Here is a 17,159-nt window from a genome sequence, read left to right on the forward strand (position 1 = left end):
GCATGCACGGCGGGTATCGTTTGGTTGGTTCAGCTGCCGGTCGCAATCAACCGACGCAGCTTGCCCATGCGTGCGTCGGCTGGTTCCTCATAGGCGACGGTTCCGAAGAAGTCGCCATTGGCGTCCATCAGATAGACGGATGCCGTGTGGTCCATCGTGTAGTCACCGTCGTCGGTCGGCACCTTGCGCCAGTAGGCGCGGTAAGAGCTTGCCATGGCGCTGACGTCTTCCAAAGTACCGGTAAGGCCGATGATCCTGTCGTCGAACGATTGCAGATAGGAGGCAAGCACCTGCGGCGTATCGCGTTCCGGGTCGACGGTAACGAACAGCACCTGCATGTTGGCGGCCTCGTCACCCAGCTGATCCAGCGCTGACGACATCTCCCACAGCGTTGTCGGGCAGACTTCAGGGCAATGCGTAAAGCCGAAGAACACCGTATAGGGCTTGCCGGCCAGGTCGCGGTCGCTGAACGTCTCGCCCGTATGCGACACCAGTTCGAAGGGAGCGCCAATCTGCACGGTGGCGCCCTGTTGCGCGTCGACCAGCGGGCCGCCGGGGCGCAGGATCAGCCATCCTGTCGCCCCAACCAGTACCACGGCGAGTGCGCCGAGAAGCTGGATGCTCCGCCGCAACCGGCGCAAGCGTCCGTCATCCGCCATGGTTGTCGTGCCCGCTGTGGTCGTCGCCATGATCATGATCATGGTCATGCTCGCTTGCGCCGCCGATAGCGTCCACAGCGAATTCGACGTCCACGGTTCCGGCCTTTTCGAAGGTCAGCGTGCCGGCAAAGCGCTCACCTTTCTTCTTTGAGTCGGTGAGGTCCATGAACATGACGTGGTACGAGCTTGGCTTGAGTTCCACGACGCCACCGGCTGGGATTTCCAGTCCATCGGCCAGCGGCCGCATGGTCATGACGCCCTTGTCGTCGACGAGCATCTCATGAATCTCGCCACGCTTGCTGATCTCGCCGGTAACGCTGACGAGGCGGTCAGCTTCGCTGCCATTATTGGTGATCTTGAGGTAGCCAGCGGCCACCTTTGCACCCTGCGGCGTCTCGCGCGACCAGGGATGGTCGATCTTCAGTTCGGCGATCTTGTAGTCGTGAGCCATTGCTGGCTGGGCGGTGGCCAGCAGCGACAATGCGCCAGCGGCGGCAAGCATGCGAATGGCGGACAGCGAGTTTCCGAGAGCGAACGAAACAAACTTGGACATGGTAGTCTCCTTGCAGTGCCGAACTGCATCCATGCAGACGGCCTAAACTGATGTGAATTTGATCTGGTTCACACAGTTGCAGGAGGTGCGCGCGGACTTCCCGGACCAACGTCAAGTGGGGAAGAAGGTGGCAGTGAATCCGCCGGAGTGCTCACGCGAGTTGTTTCGATAACCAGCGGGTTGGACAACCAGTTCGCGGGGTTTCCATCCTGGGCAGTCGCTGGCGCAAACATGCTGCACGCAACCGTGCAGCAATCGGGAAGCGCGGTATGGGTTGAGCGATCGCCGTCGGATTCGGAAGACGAGGAAGAGGTGATGCAGAGGGGATTGCCGAAAATGTCAAGCATCGGCGATGCCGTTGCCGCACCCATTGCAAATGCGCCGACCAGCACCTGAAGCACGAGCATGTAGGACGCGATGAACGCGATCCCCATGGTCCATGTTTTCAGTCTGAATGCACGCAAGACGACAGCCTCCAATACGCCTTACCTATCAGCGCATCTTGATTGTGAGAATACAGATGGCGCGTATCCCACGGTTCTGCGCGTTTTTGACGCGTTCTCCTTTGGCTCACAATCTCTTTCGCAAAGGCTGGCTTATCGTCGGTAGTTTCGCTAACTGCTGCCGTGACGTGAATGTGTTGCCTGTCTGGAGGATGAAGCCGTGTGGGAATTTGCGCTATTGTCGATCGCGGCTTTCTTTGCCGGTGTTCTTAATACTGTAGCGGGCGGTGGCACGTTCCTGACCTTCCCGGCACTGGTGTTTACCGGAGTGCCGGTAGTGGCAGCCAACGCCACGAGTACTGTCGCTGTCTTCCCCGGATATTTTGGCGGCGCGCTCGGTTTTCGTAAGGAAATTGCTGCATTTGACCGCAAACGGCTCGTGCGTATCGTCGGCTTCACCGCGATCGGCGGCTTGATTGGCTCGTTGCTGCTGTTGGTCTCATCCAATGAGGCGTTTTCGTTCGTGGTTCCGTTCCTGCTTGCCGCCGCGACGCTTGCATTTGCCTACGGGGCGAAGATTCAAGCCTGGGCAAGCCGCCATGCAGCCGCTCGACCGGACGGTGCCGTCAGCACATTGCTGGTTTCGGTCTATGGCGGCTACTTCAACGGGGGGCTCGGGATCGTTCTGCTGGCGCTGTTCTCCCTGTGGGGCATGCGCGACATGAACGAGATGAACGCGCTGAAGAACTTCCTGTCGTTGATCCTTTCGGCAATTTCGGTTGCTACCTTTGCCTTCGCTGGGATTGTGGCTTGGCCGCAGGCGGTTGTGATGATGGTGGCTGCCACCATCGGCGGCTATGTTGGTGCGCCACTCGCCCGCGCCCTCCCGCAGAGGGTCGTGCGTGGGACCGTCATAGTTGTTGGCGCATTGATGAGCCTGATTTTCTTCCTGCGACTGTTTTAATGATGTCTATCTCAAGGTAAAATCTTGAGATATGCTTTGAATATTTGAGCGGATTGTGAAAGTTATAGCTGGGTGACAATGCAGGGTTAATTCCTCGATTTGCAGGGAGCGGATATGCTCGCGCCGTTGCAGCAGATATGGCGGTATTTTCCTGCTCAGGTCGTTGCGCTGGCCATGCAGCTCTTTGCTCTTCTGCTCTGGGCACGGCTCCTGCCTCTCGGTGAGATCGGTCGGCTGACGCTCGTCGTCGCGGTACAGGAGATCTTGTTCGCCCTGACACTTATGGGCTGGTCCCAATACATGCTGCGTTTCGGTGCGCGTCACGAGATCGGGGCGTTCCGGCAGACAGAGCAGGGGGTGTTGGCGGGATCAACCCTCCTGCAAGCACTTTTGACACTTTTGGCGCTGCCACTGGTTTTGGGGGCGGACCGCTCTGGTGCGCTCAACGCGACCGTGATCGGATTTGTGATCACCCGTTCGCTGGCGGTCTATCTGTCAGAGCGGGCGCGCGCAGACGATGACGCTCTGGCTTATACGTGTCTGCAGGCCTTGTTTCCTGCGCTGGCGCTGTTGCTGTCCGTTATCGCCATCACGAAAATCGCCCCCACGGCGCAGTCTGTGTTGTTGGCGATGACGGTTGCGTATGGCGCGGGCCTGATCTTCGTTGGTGTGCGAAGTCGATCGCGGCGTGTCCTAGCCTGGCCCGATTATCATATCTTGAGATCGGGCATTGTCTTTGGCCTGCCCGTCACGCTTGCTGCGCTGGCGGCATCAGTCGCGATCAATGCACCGCGTTTCATGGTTGAACAGCAGCTCGGAATTGCAGCAGCTGGGCTCTTCGCTGTTTTCTTCGGGTTGGGTCTGCGTGTCGCGAGCGGCGTGGTCATGCTGGTGTCTGCCGGCGCCTACCCACTGGCTGCTCGCAAGATGGAAGCTGGTGGAACCGACGCCGGTCACCAACAGCTTGCAAAAAATATCGCGGTTTTGGCCATGATCCTGTTTCCAGCCGTTGCCGGTTTCATCGCCGTTGCACCGTCATTTGCACTGCTGTTTCTGCCCGAAGCTTTCCAGGAAATGGCGAGGACGCTGCTCCCGCTCGCAGCCTTGTTCGGTCTGCTACGTTATGCGCGATCGCACTCGACGGATCAGGTGTTCCTGCTCCATGGACACAGTGAGGTCTCCATGCGGCTGTCAATCCTTGAGCTGATGCTGATCACCGGCTTGAGCGCTACAGGGATCGCTTTCTGGGGAATCGGCGGGGCTTTTGTCGGCGCGGTGTGTGCTGCTTTGATCTGTGGCGTCATCAGCGTTGTGATCGCGCGCTGGCGGTTTGGATTTGTCTTTCCCGTATCGCCTGTGTTGCGCTGTGCACTTGCTGCGTGCGGCATGCTGCTTGCTCTTCAATTTGTTCCGACCGCGCAAACGCTTCCGGCGTTTTTGCTGACGATCGCCGTCGGCGCTTTGATTTATGGTGTTTGTCTCACATTGGCATGCCTCCCAATGCTTGCCCTCTCGACGCTGCAGTCGCTTTGGCGGCGTGGAGAAGTGTGGTGAAGGTCCTTCTCCTCAGCAGCGAGTTCACGCCGCGGGTGGGGGGGATTGGCACATATGTTCTCGAGATGGCGCATGTCGCCACCGAGCTTGGCCATCAGGTGACGGTTGTCGCAGCAGATTATGGGCGCGATCATTCGGCGTCGGATCATTTCCTGCCATTTGAGGTGATCCGCTACCGTGGGGGCGATCACACAATGAGCCATATCCCGGCCAAAATGGCGCTCGTGCAGAAGCTTGCGCGCCAGCGCCCTGCTTATGATGTCGTCCACGCAGTCGACTGGCCATTCTTTCTGCCACTGTCGCTATCACCGTGGCGTCGACATGCCCATTGTGTCGTGTCGTTTCATGGAACCGAGATTGCTTTCATGCAGCAGCGCAGACGCGCGGTTCCCCTCCAGATGGTAAAGTTCTGGAATGGTTGGAGCGAGTTTGCAGTCAATAGCCGGGATACGGCTGCGCGGCTCAGTGCTGCGTTTCGGCCAGATCCCGCGCTGATCAACGTCACCGGTCTTGGAGTGTCGCAGTTCTGGTTCGTATCTCCTGAAAGCAAGACTCAGGCACGAGCCATTCTCGATCTGGAACCGGGCCGCTTCGTCATCGTGACGCTTGGCCGGGTGGTGGCGCGAAAAGGTCATCTTCTTTTGGCGAAAGCGCTCGCCTTGCTTCCACTGGAGGTGCAGCAGAAAATACACTGGCACATCATCGGGCCGCTACTCGATCCCAGCTATGTGTCGGAGATTTACGCCGCTTCATCTCATCTGGCCTGCCAAACAGTCGTCAGCGGAGCGCTTGATGCTGTCGGCATTCGCAGGTGGCTTACAGCGGCAGATTTGTTTTGCTTGCCGGGAATGCCCGATCCCGACGGTGCGGTAGAGGGCTATGGACTTGTCTATCTGGAGGCAGCTGCATGCGGCACGCCTGCGCTTGCAACACGGCTCGGCGGCGTCACCGATGCGGTGATTGACGGCGAGACTGGTCTTCTTGTGGCTCCGGCAGATGCGGAAGCACTCTCTGCCGCCCTGCTTGGTCTCTATCGTGACCCGGCGCAGCTTGCGGCGCTCGCTCAGGATGCGCGCCGGCATGCGGCCTCCTGCAGCTGGCGACGTGTCGTCGCGCGTACCTATGCCAGCCGGCGGCGATGAGCCTAAGCGACACCAGACCGCGGGTGGTGTTCCTGATCAACTCGCTCACCGGCGGGGGCGCGGAACGGATCATGGCGCGGCTGATCACGCACTCCATGGCCCATTCACATCACTATGAGATGCACCTTGTCCTTCTCGACAAAGCGCCGGAGGCTTACAGCGTGCCCGACTGGATTGCGGTTCATCGTCTCGGCACGGCGGGTTCCATGGCTGCGAGCCTCGGCGTGGCCCTTCGGTGCCTGCGCGCCCTGGAGCCGGACATATGTTTGAGTTTCCTGACCCGCGCCAATCTCGTGAATGTCATCTGCGCAAGGCTGCTGGGATACAAGGCGCTCATCAGCGAACGGGTCAGCCCGTCGAGTCATCATCGGCGCGGAGCAGGCGCAAAGCTGGCGCGGATTCTGACGCGATACATCTATCCCAAAGCAGATGTCGTGATTTGCCCCTCGGCTGGCGTGGCGGCGGATTTGATTGATAATTTTGGCGTGCCCCCGCCGAAAGTAACAACAATCCCCAATCCGACTGACCGGGAGGCTTTGCATCGCGCAGCGACGCAGCCAGCGCAATTCCCCACAAGCCGGCCATACTTCGTCGCGATGGGGCGCTTGGTCGAGAACAAGAATTTTGCCCTGTTGCTGCAGGCATTTGCGCGATCGACGCCTGAATATGATCTTGTCCTGATCGGCGACGGGCCGCTCCGCGATCAGTTGCGGTTGCTTGCTCACCGGTTGGGGCTCGCACATCGTGTGCATTTCACCGGTTTCCTGGAAAATCCGTTTCCGCTCATCCTTAGGGCACGGGCATTCATATCGTCCTCTGACGCTGAAGGGTTCCCCAATGCGCTGGCCGAAGCGATGATGCTCGGCATTCCGGTCATTGCCACCAATTGCCGCTCCGGCCCCGCGGAACTCCTCGGCGAAGAGCCGGCGCTGGAAGTCTCGGCTTTGTACGGGGCTCGGCATGGTTTGTTGGTGCCGGTGGGGGACGTTGCGGCCTTGGCGAAGGCGTTGACGATGATGAGCAGTGATGGTTTCCGCGATGTGCAGGCTGTGCGGGCGGCTGAAGGAGCCGCCCGTTACCAGATGCAGCCCGCCATTGATGCATATTGGCAGGTCATGCAGGTTTCGCTGCCTCAGCGCATGTCTCCCCAAAGCGAGAACCGATGTCGGAAAGCGAAACCGCAAGATCGCGAGACGCTTTAGCCGTCCTACATCGATCGGCGCAGCGCCACGATTGGGCCATGCGTGCCACTATCCTGCATCATTGCAGGCGCGGTCGCAGGCAGCGCCCCATATGCCCATGACGCGCTGAGGTATCGAAAGGCTGCGCTGGCTGCCAGCTCCGTCAGCGTAGACGTTGGCAAGTGGCCATAGAGTGCACCGCCGACACGCCTTACAACAGGCATCGTCCCCACAGCTTTCATGATGCATGCAGTCCAGTAAAGGCCGGGCTTGAGCGACACACTGATGGTGCGCCAGCGGTCGCCATTGAACTCGGACAGGTCGAGCTCGCCGGCGTCCAACACGAGCGCAGCGGGTGCATGGGTCTCGGGATCAGTCGCGAAAAGGCCGATCCGCGCCGCTGCCCCTGGCTGGGCTGTCGTCACCCGCAACGCCAGCCGGTCGATCTGGGTGCGCCTTCCGACGAAGACTGGTTGCATGGTCAGAAGGTCTGGGGTGAGGGCGCTGCTGTCGGAAACCTGCGCGATATGTGCAGGGACGCGATAATCGCCGACCGCCCAGGCTGGCGTGTGGATGTCCAGTTCCATCCAGGATGCCGAGCCCGCCGTTGCGTCGAGGCATTTGTGCATGCTGCCCCGTGCGATGTCGAACCATTCCGAGCCCGGTCCATATCCCTGAGTGAGATCGTTGCCGGAATGTGGGGGGATGATTGCGGTCAGATTGTCCTTGATGCTCGCCATGTCACTGTGCCTCCTTCAGCGCGTCGCGGATCGCTGCGTATTGCGGTTTGGGTTGATAAAACACGTCAAAGGGCAGGGGGCGCTCGCCCGCTGTCCATGGATGACGGTTGTCTGACAGACCCCATGAAATGACGGGATCACCCGGTCCCAGGAATTCGAGCGCCACGTCAAGAAAACGCCGGATCAGATCAGAGCAGCGAAGGTCGTACTCGGCTGTCGTCAGTGTCTTGAAGCTGTCATCGCCCGCCCGGCAGTCCAGTTCACCGATCATGATGCGCAGACCCAGTTGCTTCACCCCAGCCATGAATTCGCGCAGCTTTGCTGCATCGAACCCGCGGCGCAGGCTGAGATGGCCCTGCATGTTCAGGCCGTCGATCGGCAGGCCTGCATCCAGCCCCTTGCGCAGGAAGTTGAGAATGCTGGCATTGTGCTCGACATGGTACGGAGAGGTGATCTGCTCACATTGATCGTGGCACAGATAGAGCGGCGTATGAGGGAAAGCCTCGCGCGCCTTCAGGAACAGATAGGCGACCCAGTCGGGGCCATCATAAATGCCCTTGTTGGGGCAGCTGTCACCAACGGTTCCGGGCGCCGACGCAGTGTACCACTGATTGGGTCGATATCCTCCTGGCAGCGTGCCCAGTCCGTCGAACAGCTCGTTGGTGACGTCGATATTGTAGGCGCTCTGCACGTCCTTCACGGACGCGATTGCGTTCAGGTGCTGATCGATGATCGACATGTAGGTGGTGCCGGACAGCGTCGACGCGTTGATCCACGGCATGTCATGAGTGGGATAGACGAGGGAATGCAGTCGCCATGCCTTGCCCGCGTTGATCGCTCTGGCGACTGCTTCCTGGGCAGCCGATAGGCGGAAAACGTTCTGGACCGGCTGGATTGCAGCCGGCTGGAAGTCATTGTCGAACACCCAGATGTCGCTGTGTGCCGTGAGCAGGTCGAGCAGGCCGGGAATATGGCGCGCGTCGGCCGGGTCGAGTCGGAAAGCTTGCGGCACGGCAGTGCCGAAGAGCCGACCGTTGCCGATAATTTCGCGCGGCAATGGCGCGAGCGGGATAGCTGCAGCTGTGGTGGTTCGCGCCCGTCCTGACGCGTCGCGCCGCGTCGCACCAGAAATTGCCGATCGCACGGTTGCTTCGGTGAGCGGAAACCGGCCGGCGAACCCCTCGCCATCGTGACCGACGCCATGGGTGGCATCGATCAACGGCAGTTTGTCGATTTGTCCTGCCATGTCACGCAATCCGCCCGACCAGATCTGCGATGCCGACTGTTCTGATATTTCCCCGCAGTGTGATGAATGAACCGCTGCGTAAACGCGATGTCAGGCGAACGTAACCGACCGGCGGTTGCCAGCGAGAGGCTGCGTATCTGTGATGGGTAAGTCCGAGACCGAGGCCAAGCATTGCAAAACTCCCGTGGTTGTCGTCACTCAAGGGTAAGTGCGACCCGCGGGAGGGGGATCAAAATGCGCAGAGATTGCCTATTCGGCGGCCGGTGCCTCGGCTGGGTCGGGGAAGGTGGAGGCCTCGCATCCGATGGCCGGGGCCACGTCTCGGTATGCGGCGAGCGTCTTGGCAGCAATCGTTGTCCAGCGAAAAGGTCGTAACATTGATTCCCAGCAGGGCGGGCTGGTCGGGGTTCTCGACAAGTGTTCGCCGATTTTGGCTGCCAGATCATCCACGTCGCCGACCGGATGATAATTCTGCGGACCCAGTTTCAGATCCCGGTGTGCGGGCAGGTCACTGACCAGAACTGGACAGCCATGGGCCATCGCTTCCAGAAGCGCAATTGGCAGGCCTTCATGCGAAGACGGCAGCACGAAAAGTGCAGCATTTTCATAGAGCGCCTTCAACTCGGCGCCGGAACGAAAGCCTGCCAGGACGACATTGCGCGTGGCTGCAGCGGCATCGCGAACACTGCGACCATAGCGTTCGGACATCAGGTCGGGCAGGCCGGCGATCACCAATGTCATGCCGTCGCCTTGAAGGCGTGACCAGGCGGCGATGAGATCGAGATGGCGCTTTTCCGGAACGATCCGGCTTACTGTCAGGACATAGGCTTGGGGCCGTAGTTGCAATTCCTGCAAGACGGCAGTGGGTGCAAGGGCTTTGGGGAGTCTCACGCCGTTCGGGACATAGCTGAACTCGCGTCGATACTGGCTTGTGAGCGCGGCAGACAGCGAACGCGACACGCAGAGCGTACGGTGGGAAAAACGCGCCTGGCAGACTTCACCCATCTTCAGCAGACGACGGGCGACCTTCCCCCATTTTTCACGACGATAATCTTCGCCGTGATGCGTGGTGACCACTCTGAGACCCAGCAATCTTGCCACCGGTACCATCAGACTTGGGCCGACAGCATGGATGTGGATCAGCCGGGGACGCATGATCGCGGCGTAAAGGATGCACAACAGCGTATGCAGCAAGGCTTCTGCGGCGACCAGTTGCGGTGCCCAGACGCGAATGATCCTGACCTGCGTACCCGGCAGTTTCTGCCCGCGAGCTGCATATGGGGTGCGCACGAAAACCCCAACCGTGATGCCGAGGCGATCCAGTTCGGTGGCCAGATTGCGGACATGTGTTTCTACGCCGCCCTGCATGTCGGCGATGCTCCGCAGTCCCATGACGAGAACATCGTATCTCACGTCGCCACGCCCCGAGGGGCACGTTGGTCACATGTCGCTGATTTTTAGTTGCCCCATATTCCATGAAACATGAGTGTCAGAGAAATTGAAACAGAAAGCTGGAATTTGAGTGAAATATATTTCAAATCCCACAATTTTCATTCATCTTTGTGGAGGAATGCAAAGCAATATTACTATGAATTGTGAGATCAGAAGAGATTTGCTTCCGATTGAGAGCGACGAAAAGCTTGTCGCGAGGAAGTAGATGCTGACCAGCAGCGCTGCGACGCCCCTGTCTAATATCAGAGTTGCGAAAACAGCGATGGTGGCAGCAAGGAGCGCCACTGCTATTGGCAGGCCGTATGTCATGATCAGCGCAACCCAGGACAACTCAATGCCGTGAGGCGATCCGAAACGCGCCTGCAAGGCGCTGCGCACCTCCACCGGAGCACCGCTCCACCAGTGCCCCGCGTCCAGTTCGGAAAGCATTTGCAGTGCAGCCAATCGGGTCTCGTTGCTGCCGCGCCCATCGCTGAAGCGTGCAATGGTGAGATCGGCAAGGCCACTTTGCCAGCCCACCAATGCGATGCAGAGGATGAGCAGGCTCAGCATGCCAAGACGCAACAGCTCATGTCCGCCACCCCCGCGCGCCATTCGCGCGAATGTGTAGGAAACGACATAGATGGTGCACAGCGTCAGGGTCACCGCCAGCGCCACACGTCCGGCAAACACAAACAGCGCCAAAAGGTGCAGGCTGCAGATTATCAGCGGCCATGACCGCAACCGCGAGGGAAACAGCCGCATCACCGTGACGAGGATCCAGGCTCCTGTAAGGGTTGCATTGGTCAGAGGGTGGCCCAGCAATGCGGTTGGACGCTTGTCAAAAGCCAGAATAGCGTCCCCGGCCACAAAGGGTAGCAGCCGCAACCCCGAGAGACTTTCGAAGATCGCTGTGATCGAATTTACAGCCAGAATGGCCGCAATGATCGAAGGCAGCGCCTCAAGGGTTCTTGCGCTGGCATGCGCCAGGGCGAGTAGGAGTAGCCCCGGCAGGAGGAAGGTGACAATCAATGCTGACAGTTCGCCACCACCGCTACGTGATTGCGGCGACAGGCTGACCGACAGGATCGCGAGCAGCGCCGCTCCTGCCAGGACCAGTGCCGGCAACGCGAACGCCGGGTATGTGAACGCTTTGCGTCGACAGGCCTGTGCTGCCAGCACGCCGAGAACTGCATAGAACGCGGGATGGATTTTTGCCCATTGCGGCCCATGCGATGTCGAATAGGGGATGTTTAAGGCGTGCAGCAGGTTGGGCGATGCCAGAAACAAAAGCACCACCGTCGCGAGAATCGCGGGCTGCAATACACCCGCTCCGGCTTTAGAACTGGCCATCCCCGTCTCCCCGCTTCAGTAAGCGATGACAATACGGAAATGTCCACTGGCCGCGTGCCCGTGTCCTGACGTCAAAATCGGAGAAGCATCCGGAAGACCGGCTGGACGGTCATTTTGAGGAAATGGTGCCGCTTAGGTGACTCGAACACCTGACCCCATCATTACGAATGATGTGCTCTACCAACTGAGCTAAAGCGGCTTTCACTCCGCGCGAGGCGCGGTTCGGATGTGAGCGCGTGATAGCTTCATTGTGCGGGAAAGACAAGCACCTATTCACAAAACTTGTGTGCCTGAAGAAACACGCATGAAGCCGCTTGGAAGTTGGTGCCCAACCCGTATGATGCGACACGGGGGTCTTTAACGGTGCCGACGATGGAAGTCGTTGTTTTTCTGGTCATCGCCGCTCTTGGTTTTGGCGCAGGCTCTGTTCTGGCCGTCTATTCCTATGGCCATTTTGCCCGACGTGCGCGTGGCGAAGACATGTTCGCGTTCGAGCCTGAGGCGGACGCGACGATCCTCGACCGTGGAATTGAGCAGCGCGTCGACGACCAGTCAGGTCGCAGCGGCCTGGCTCTGCTGTCCGCCAATCTCGATGCATTTGCCATGCGTGCGCTTGCTGCGCGGGCGGCGGGACGCAGCCTCGACCTCATGTATTACTACTGGAATGACGATCTGACCGGACGCCTCTTGGCGGATGAGGTGGTCAAGGCCGCCGACCGGGGTGTCCGCGTCCGGATGTTGATTGACGACATCAACACGCAGGGCAAGGACCGAATCTACCTCTCGCTCGATTCCCACCCCAACATTCATGTGCGCCTGTTCAATCCCAGCCGCGCCCGCGAGCGTGGCCTGCGGCGCGGCCTGGAAATGGTTTTGCGTGCTTTTTCCGTGACGCGGCGCATGCATAACAAGGCCTGGATCGCCGATGGACGCCTGGCCATCGTTGGTGGGCGCAATATCGGCGACCAGTATTTTGATGCGGCCGAAACATTGAATTTTCGCGACATCGACATGGTCATGGCTGGTCCGGTCGTCCGCGAAGTCGAAACCGTGTTCGACAATTTTTGGAATAGCGAAGCGGCGATGCCGATCCATGCGCTGGTGCGCACGCGCAAGCCACGGCTGGATCGCCTCCGGGTCACCTTGGCCGAAACCACGAAGGGTGCGCGTGCTCGTCCATACATAGAAAAAGCGATGGAGCGGGTGTCGCTGATCGTGATGTTCGATACGCTGCTGCCGGTGAACTGGACGTCGCAGGTGCGCGTTGTTGCAGACCCACCGGAAAAGGCGTTCAATCGCGGCAATGAGAACTGGCTGATGGCATCCTTGATGCCGGTCATAGCCAGCGCCGACAAGTCTGTGCGGATCACTTCGCCCTATTTTGTGCCGGGGCGCGAAGGCGTGACGCTGTTGACCGGTCTTGCTGCAAACGGGGTTGCCGTTTCGGTTCTCACCAATTCGCTTGCCGCAACCGATGTGGCGGCGGTGCATGGCGGCTATGCACCCTACCGAAAGGCGCTTCTGCAAGGTGGCGTGAAGTTGTTTGAGCTACAGCCGTTTCTGCGTCGCCACAACATTTCGCTTTTCGGGTCGAGTGAGGCCAGCCTTCATACAAAGGCTTTCACGGTTGACGATCACACCGGCTTTGTCGGGTCGTTCAATTTCGATCCACGCTCGGTGTCGCTGAACACGGAGATGGGCGTTCTTTTTGTCGAGCAGCAACTTGTCGAGGCGATGAACGAGTTGTTCGAGTACGAAACAAACCTTCAGATGAGCTATCGTGTCTTTTTGGGCGAGCGCGGCCAGTTGCAGTGGGCGGAGGAACTGGAGGACGAGATCGCCATTCATGCACGAGAGCCGGAAGCGCCAATGCCGCGTCGGCTGGTTGCCTCCGTGATCTCCTGGTTGCCGATCGAATCCCAGCTTTGACGCAAAGCTGGTTCATGTCTCCCGAAAGCGGGAGCCGGCTCGGAACAAAGACCTGCGCAACTCCAGACACTTTGAGCGTGTGAAGCGGATCCCGAAGGACGCGACACGCACTAAGGCCATGAATCGCTAGTCCTTCCCATAGATGATCTGCTTGGTCGATCCCAACCTCTCGTGCCGTAGAGGAAGGTAATCCTTGACCAAATGATCAAGCCAAGTGAACATTCATCCAGCCAACACATTGACGTGGTATTGTCATGCGGCCGCTGAAGCGGTCGTATTTTTCCTGAGACTCGGAATTTACGGGGAATACAACTTCAGTAACAGTTTGATTGGAGGCGACATATGTTCAAAGATACGAAGACGAAATCCATCCCGGCAGACCTTAGCCGACGTCGGTTTCTTCAGGTTGCTGGTGCAAGTCTGGTCGTTGCAAGCGGGAGCGGCGTAGCGCATTTCTCAATGACCAGCGCTCATGCACAGGGCGCATTCAAGCTCAACATCCTCCACATCAACGACATGCATTCCCGCGTCGAGTCGATCAGTCGCTTCAACTCGACCTGCTCCGTTGAGGATGAAGGCGAGGGCAAGTGCTTCGGTGGCTTTGGACGCCTCGCGACCAAGATCTGGGAGCGTCGAAAGCAGATTTCCGACGCTGGCGAGAACGTCATTACCCTTGATGCCGGCGATCAGTTTCAGGGCTCGCTATTCTACACCACCTACAAGGGCAAGGTCGAAGGCGAGTTCATGAACAAGATCGGTTTCGATCTCATGGCTGTCGGAAACCATGAGTTCGACAACGGTCCAGATGTGTTGGCCGATTTCGTCGATCTGGTCGAGTTCCCGGTGATCTGCGGTAACATCACCGTTGCCGACGGAGAAAAGCTTGCAGGCAAGATTCAGGAATGGGCGGTCCTTGAAGTTGGCGGCGAGAAGATTGGTGTGCTGTCTGTTCTCACACCCGACACTGCGATCATCGCTGCGCCCGGACCCAATGTGTCATTCCGCGATGATATCGAATATCTCAAGGAGGCGGTGACGCGTATCCGCGCTCAGGGCGTCAACAAGGTGCTGCTTCTGTCCCATGTCGGGTTCACCCGCGATCAGGAAATTGCAGCGCAGGTCGAGGGCATCTCCGCCATCGTCGGTGGCCACAGCCACACGCTGCTCTCCAATACGGAGGAGGGCGCGCCGGCCTATGCTACCTTGGTGCAGAACCCGGCGGGCAAGGCTGTGCCGATCGTGCAGGCAGGCTCCTATTCCAAACATCTTGGCGATCTGTCGCTGACCTTCGATGAAGATGGATATGTGGCCGAGGCGTCGGGAGACACGGTCATTCTCGATGCGTCGATCGAGCCTGATGCGGAGATCGAGGCACGTATCGCCGAACTTGCCGGGCCGATCGAGACGATGAAGGCGACCGAAGTTGGTGTCGTCTCCGCGCCCATCGACGGCAGCCGCGAAAGCTGCCGTGCGGGTGAGTGCGAAATGGGAGTTGCCGTGACCGACGCGATCCTCGCGCGCACGGCCGAGATGGGCGTGACGATTGCGATCCAGAACGGTGGCGGTTTGCGCGCATCTATCGGTGAGGGGATGGCAACGGTTGGCGATGTCCTGTCGGTGCTTCCGTTCCAGAACACGCTGGCGACCATGAAGCTCAAGGGCGCCGACATCGTGGGCTCGCTTGAGGCTGGCGTCAGTGATGTTGAAAACGCCGCGGGCAAGTTCCCACAGGTGGCTGGTCTGAAATTCACCGTCGATCTCAATGTTGCTCCCAATGAAGGGCGCGTCAAGGACGTCATGGTGAGGGACGGTGACCGCTGGGTCGCGATCGAGCATGACAGGATTTATCACGTCGGCACCAACGACTTTATGCGCAAAGGCGGTGACGGTTACGCGCTTTTCGCGTCCAACGCGATCGATCCCTACGACTATGGCCCCGGTATGGAAGAGGTTTTGGCGGAATTCATCGCCAACAACGCGCCGTACAAGGTGGAGCTTGGGGACCGGATCACGGTGATCCCAAAGAGCTAGCCGAATATGGAGCAAACGGGGCCGGCGTGAAGTCGGCCCTGTTCCTGTCAGCGGTAGTCAGACTGAAGGTTGCTTCCTTCGCGCCACGCGTTCACGCCAGGCAATTGTCATCGCACCGAGAATGATCAGGGTCGCGCCGATGAGCCCTGCGGTTGACGGATGGGCGTTGAACACGAGGAAGTCGTAGAAACCGGCAAACAGCAGCGTCGTGTAGAAGAACGGCGTCACGAAGCTGGCGTCGCCGCGTTTCAGCGCCTGAATGAACAATGCCTGCACGCACACCATGGTCACGCCCAGCGCAGCCATCAGCAACCATTGTTCCGGCAGCGGAGGACGCCAGAAAAAGGAAGCTGCCGTGAGCGCGAGGCAGGCACCGATGAAGTTGTTGATGGCCAGGATGCGCAGCTGCGGTTCGTTGTCGACCAGCTTCTTGATCAGGATGGTTTCCGCGCCCAGAAACACCGCTGCCGTCAGTGCCACAAGCGCAATCGGCTGAAATGCCTCGGTGCCGGGTTCGGTCAGAATGACGGCGCCGGAGAATGCGATGGCCGCTGCGACCCATCGCCAAGGGCCGACACGTTCACCCAGAAGCGGGATCGACAGCATCATCGCGACGATCGGATTGAGGAACGAGATGGCTGTCGCGTCGGCCAGCCGCATCGCAGACGACGCGGCGAACATGCATGTCACACCCGCCCAGCCCAACAGAACGCGCATGATGTGGTTTCCCCACACCGCGGTTCGCAAAGACGGGCGCTTCCATAAAAGCAGGGGTGTGAGCGCCGCGAACGCAAACATGAAGCGTCCCGCCGATATCTGCATCGGGTGCAGCGGGTTGTCGCTGCTAGGCGACCCCAATATCTTGGCAATCAGCGTCGTGCCAGCCAGCAGCGCGCAGGCGACGATCATCAGGACAACCGAGATCACGACATCGCGCGCCGAGTAACGCTGCGGGGCGGTAGATTGCTGCATCAGGCTGCGAGCTTCATTTTTGCTGCTTGATATTCTTCGATCAGGCGCTCGACGTATTCCGCCGTCCCCGCGATCTCCTTGATTGCGCCGATCCCCTGACCGCACCCCCAGATATCTTTCCACGCCTTTGTCGCGCCGCCGAAATCCATCTTCGTTGGATCGGATATTGCGAGATTGTCGGGGTCAAGGCCGGCTGCAACGATCGAGCCCTTGAGGTAATTGCCATTCACCCCGGTGAAAAGGTTGGAATAGACGATGTCTGCGGCGGTGGAGTCGACAATCATCTGCTTGTAGGCATCGACGGCGCGCGCTTCCTTGGTGGCAATGAAGGGGGAGCCAATATAGGCCATGTCAGCGCCCATCGCCTGCGCTGCCAGAACTGCGCCACCGGTCGCAATCGAGCCCGACAACAGAAGCGGCCCATCAAACCATTGGCGGATTTCCTGGATCAGCGCAAACGGTGACAGGGTGCCCGCATGGCCGCCAGCCCCTGTTGCAACAGCGATCAGCCCGTCTGCACCCTTTTCGATGGCCTTGCGCGCATGACGGTCATGGATGATGTCGTGCAGGACAATCCCGCCGTATGAGTGCACAGCATCGTTGACTTCCGGCACTGCGCCCAGCGAGGTGATGACAACCGGCACCTTGTACTTCACGCACATCTCGAGATCGTGGTCGAGACGCTTGTTTGACTTATGCACGATCTGGTTGACCGCAAACGGCGCTGCCTGCCGGTTCGGGTTGCTGGCGTTGTGCGAGGCCAGTTCCTCGTTCATCTGCGCCAGCCATTCGTCCAGCTGGGCCTCGGGCCGAGCGTTAAGCGCGGGAAAAGAGCCGACGATGCCAGCCTTGCACTGCTCCAGAACCAGAGGGGGATGCGAGATGATGAACATTGGCGACGCCACGACGGGAATACGCAGATTGGTCTTGAGAATGTCGGGCAGTGCCATGAAGCAAGTCC

The 17,159-nt window shown here is 59.3% G+C and carries 16 protein-coding genes and 1 tRNA gene; 6 read left to right on the forward strand and 11 right to left on the reverse strand.

The annotated features are described in order from the left end of the window. Positions 1 to 29: 29 nt before the first annotated feature. From BMZ42_RS04840 to BMZ42_RS04850, 3 genes are all read right to left on the reverse strand, one after another. The gene (locus BMZ42_RS04840; protein WP_342028907.1) at positions 30 to 707 is read right to left on the reverse strand and encodes an SCO family protein; all 678 of its coding nucleotides are present in this window, start codon (positions 705 to 707) and stop codon (positions 30 to 32) included. Next, positions 649 to 1,212, reverse strand: coding sequence for a copper chaperone PCu(A)C (locus BMZ42_RS04845; RefSeq protein ID WP_091519296.1), 564 nt, complete (start codon positions 1,210 to 1,212; stop codon positions 649 to 651). Before BMZ42_RS04845 ends, BMZ42_RS04840 begins: the two co-directional genes overlap by 59 nt. Before the next feature lie 68 nt (positions 1,213 to 1,280). After that, entirely contained in the window at positions 1,281 to 1,676 is a 396-nt protein-coding gene (locus BMZ42_RS04850) for a hypothetical protein (protein WP_139207848.1), read from the reverse strand. 199 nt (positions 1,677 to 1,875) lie between these two features. Here BMZ42_RS04850 and BMZ42_RS04855 point away from each other — a divergent pair, with 199 nt between their 5' ends. Further along, the gene (locus BMZ42_RS04855; protein ID WP_091519300.1) at positions 1,876 to 2,619 is read left to right on the forward strand and encodes a sulfite exporter TauE/SafE family protein; all 744 of its coding nucleotides are present in this window, start codon (positions 1,876 to 1,878) and stop codon (positions 2,617 to 2,619) included. A gap of 6 nt (positions 2,620 to 2,625) precedes the next feature. Here BMZ42_RS04855 and BMZ42_RS17735 read toward each other — a convergent pair whose 3' ends face one another. Further along, positions 2,626 to 2,943 carry a hypothetical protein gene (locus BMZ42_RS17735; RefSeq protein WP_139207849.1) on the reverse strand — a complete coding sequence of 106 codons (318 nt, stop codon included), beginning with the start codon at positions 2,941 to 2,943 and terminating at the stop codon, positions 2,626 to 2,628. 225 nt (positions 2,944 to 3,168) lie between these two features. On the opposite strand from BMZ42_RS17735, the gene BMZ42_RS04860 reads away from it, so the two are divergent. From BMZ42_RS04860 to BMZ42_RS04870, 3 genes are read left to right on the forward strand one after another with little or no spacing between them, the layout of a single operon-like run. Next, positions 3,169 to 4,173, forward strand: coding sequence for a lipopolysaccharide biosynthesis protein (locus tag BMZ42_RS04860; protein ID WP_139207850.1), 1,005 nt, complete (start codon positions 3,169 to 3,171; stop codon positions 4,171 to 4,173). Beyond that, entirely contained in the window at positions 4,170 to 5,315 is a 1,146-nt protein-coding gene (locus BMZ42_RS04865) for a glycosyltransferase family 4 protein (RefSeq protein WP_175556634.1), read from the forward strand. The genes BMZ42_RS04860 and BMZ42_RS04865 overlap by 4 nt, the downstream gene beginning before the upstream one ends. Further along, positions 5,312 to 6,517, forward strand: coding sequence for a glycosyltransferase (locus BMZ42_RS04870; RefSeq protein ID WP_091519308.1), 1,206 nt, complete (start codon positions 5,312 to 5,314; stop codon positions 6,515 to 6,517). Before BMZ42_RS04865 ends, BMZ42_RS04870 begins: the two co-directional genes overlap by 4 nt. A gap of 5 nt (positions 6,518 to 6,522) precedes the next feature. Here the strand turns inward: BMZ42_RS04870 and BMZ42_RS04875 are convergent, their stop codons facing one another. From BMZ42_RS04875 to BMZ42_RS04895, 5 genes are all read right to left on the reverse strand, one after another. Then, positions 6,523 to 7,236, reverse strand: a complete 714-nt coding sequence (locus tag BMZ42_RS04875; protein ID WP_091519311.1) for a hypothetical protein — start codon at positions 7,234 to 7,236, stop codon at positions 6,523 to 6,525. Position 7,237: 1 nt separating this feature from the next. Next, a complete protein-coding gene (locus tag BMZ42_RS04880; protein ID WP_091519314.1) occupies positions 7,238 to 8,482 on the reverse strand; it encodes an endo-1,4-beta-xylanase in 1,245 nt (414 codons plus the stop codon). A gap of 249 nt (positions 8,483 to 8,731) precedes the next feature. Beyond that, positions 8,732 to 9,895: a glycosyltransferase family 4 protein gene (locus BMZ42_RS04885; RefSeq protein ID WP_139207851.1), complete on the reverse strand. Its 1,164-nt coding sequence runs from the start codon at positions 9,893 to 9,895 to the stop codon at positions 8,732 to 8,734. A 141-nt stretch (positions 9,896 to 10,036) separates the two neighbouring features. After that, positions 10,037 to 11,266 carry a VpsF family polysaccharide biosynthesis protein gene (locus tag BMZ42_RS04890; protein ID WP_139207852.1) on the reverse strand — a complete coding sequence of 410 codons (1,230 nt, stop codon included), beginning with the start codon at positions 11,264 to 11,266 and terminating at the stop codon, positions 10,037 to 10,039. Positions 11,267 to 11,389: 123 nt separating this feature from the next. Beyond that, positions 11,390 to 11,465, reverse strand: a tRNA-Thr gene (locus BMZ42_RS04895). Positions 11,466 to 11,638: 173 nt separating this feature from the next. On the opposite strand from BMZ42_RS04895, the gene BMZ42_RS04900 reads away from it, so the two are divergent. Beyond that, positions 11,639 to 13,195 carry a phospholipase D family protein gene (locus BMZ42_RS04900; protein ID WP_091519321.1) on the forward strand — a complete coding sequence of 519 codons (1,557 nt, stop codon included), beginning with the start codon at positions 11,639 to 11,641 and terminating at the stop codon, positions 13,193 to 13,195. Between the two features lie 342 nt (positions 13,196 to 13,537). After that, positions 13,538 to 15,226, forward strand: a complete 1,689-nt coding sequence (locus BMZ42_RS04905) for a bifunctional metallophosphatase/5'-nucleotidase (RefSeq protein ID WP_091519322.1) — start codon at positions 13,538 to 13,540, stop codon at positions 15,224 to 15,226. A 57-nt stretch (positions 15,227 to 15,283) separates the two neighbouring features. On the opposite strand, the gene BMZ42_RS04910 is transcribed toward BMZ42_RS04905, so the two are convergent. Both BMZ42_RS04910 and BMZ42_RS04915 read right to left on the reverse strand, forming a co-directional pair. Continuing rightward, the gene (locus BMZ42_RS04910) at positions 15,284 to 16,198 is read right to left on the reverse strand and encodes a DMT family transporter (RefSeq protein WP_091519325.1); all 915 of its coding nucleotides are present in this window, start codon (positions 16,196 to 16,198) and stop codon (positions 15,284 to 15,286) included. Further along, positions 16,198 to 17,148, reverse strand: a complete 951-nt coding sequence (locus tag BMZ42_RS04915) for an NAD(P)H-dependent flavin oxidoreductase (protein ID WP_091519328.1) — start codon at positions 17,146 to 17,148, stop codon at positions 16,198 to 16,200. The genes BMZ42_RS04910 and BMZ42_RS04915 overlap by 1 nt, the downstream gene beginning before the upstream one ends. Positions 17,149 to 17,159 lie beyond the last annotated feature (11 nt).

The organism is Aquamicrobium aerolatum DSM 21857, from assembly GCF_900113935.1.
GTDB classification, from domain to species: Bacteria; Pseudomonadota; Alphaproteobacteria; order Rhizobiales; family Rhizobiaceae; genus Aerobium; species Aerobium aerolatum.

Bases quoted from the DNA above. Each gene is read 5' to 3' on its own strand.
- BMZ42_RS04910 (WP_091519325.1), bottom strand. From the start codon at position 16,198: ATGCAGCAATCTACCGCCCCGCAGCGTTACTCGGCGCGCGATGTCGTG.
- BMZ42_RS04905 (WP_091519322.1), top strand. From the start codon at position 13,538: ATGTTCAAAGATACGAAGACGAAATCCATCCCGGCAGACCTTAGCCGA.
- BMZ42_RS04870 (WP_091519308.1), top strand. From the start codon at position 5,312: ATGAGCCTAAGCGACACCAGACCGCGGGTGGTGTTCCTGATCAACTCG.
- BMZ42_RS04875 (WP_091519311.1), bottom strand. From the start codon at position 7,236: ATGGCGAGCATCAAGGACAATCTGACCGCAATCATCCCCCCACATTCC.
- BMZ42_RS04915 (WP_091519328.1), bottom strand. From the start codon at position 17,148: ATGGCACTGCCCGACATTCTCAAGACCAATCTGCGTATTCCCGTCGTG.
- BMZ42_RS04890 (WP_139207852.1), bottom strand. From the start codon at position 11,266: ATGGCCAGTTCTAAAGCCGGAGCGGGTGTATTGCAGCCCGCGATTCTC.
- BMZ42_RS04845 (WP_091519296.1), bottom strand. From the start codon at position 1,212: ATGTCCAAGTTTGTTTCGTTCGCTCTCGGAAACTCGCTGTCCGCCATT.
- BMZ42_RS04840 (WP_342028907.1), bottom strand. From the start codon at position 707: ATGACCATGATCATGATCATGGCGACGACCACAGCGGGCACGACAACC.
- BMZ42_RS04880 (WP_091519314.1), bottom strand. From the start codon at position 8,482: ATGGCAGGACAAATCGACAAACTGCCGTTGATCGATGCCACCCATGGC.
- BMZ42_RS04900 (WP_091519321.1), top strand. From the start codon at position 11,639: ATGGAAGTCGTTGTTTTTCTGGTCATCGCCGCTCTTGGTTTTGGCGCA.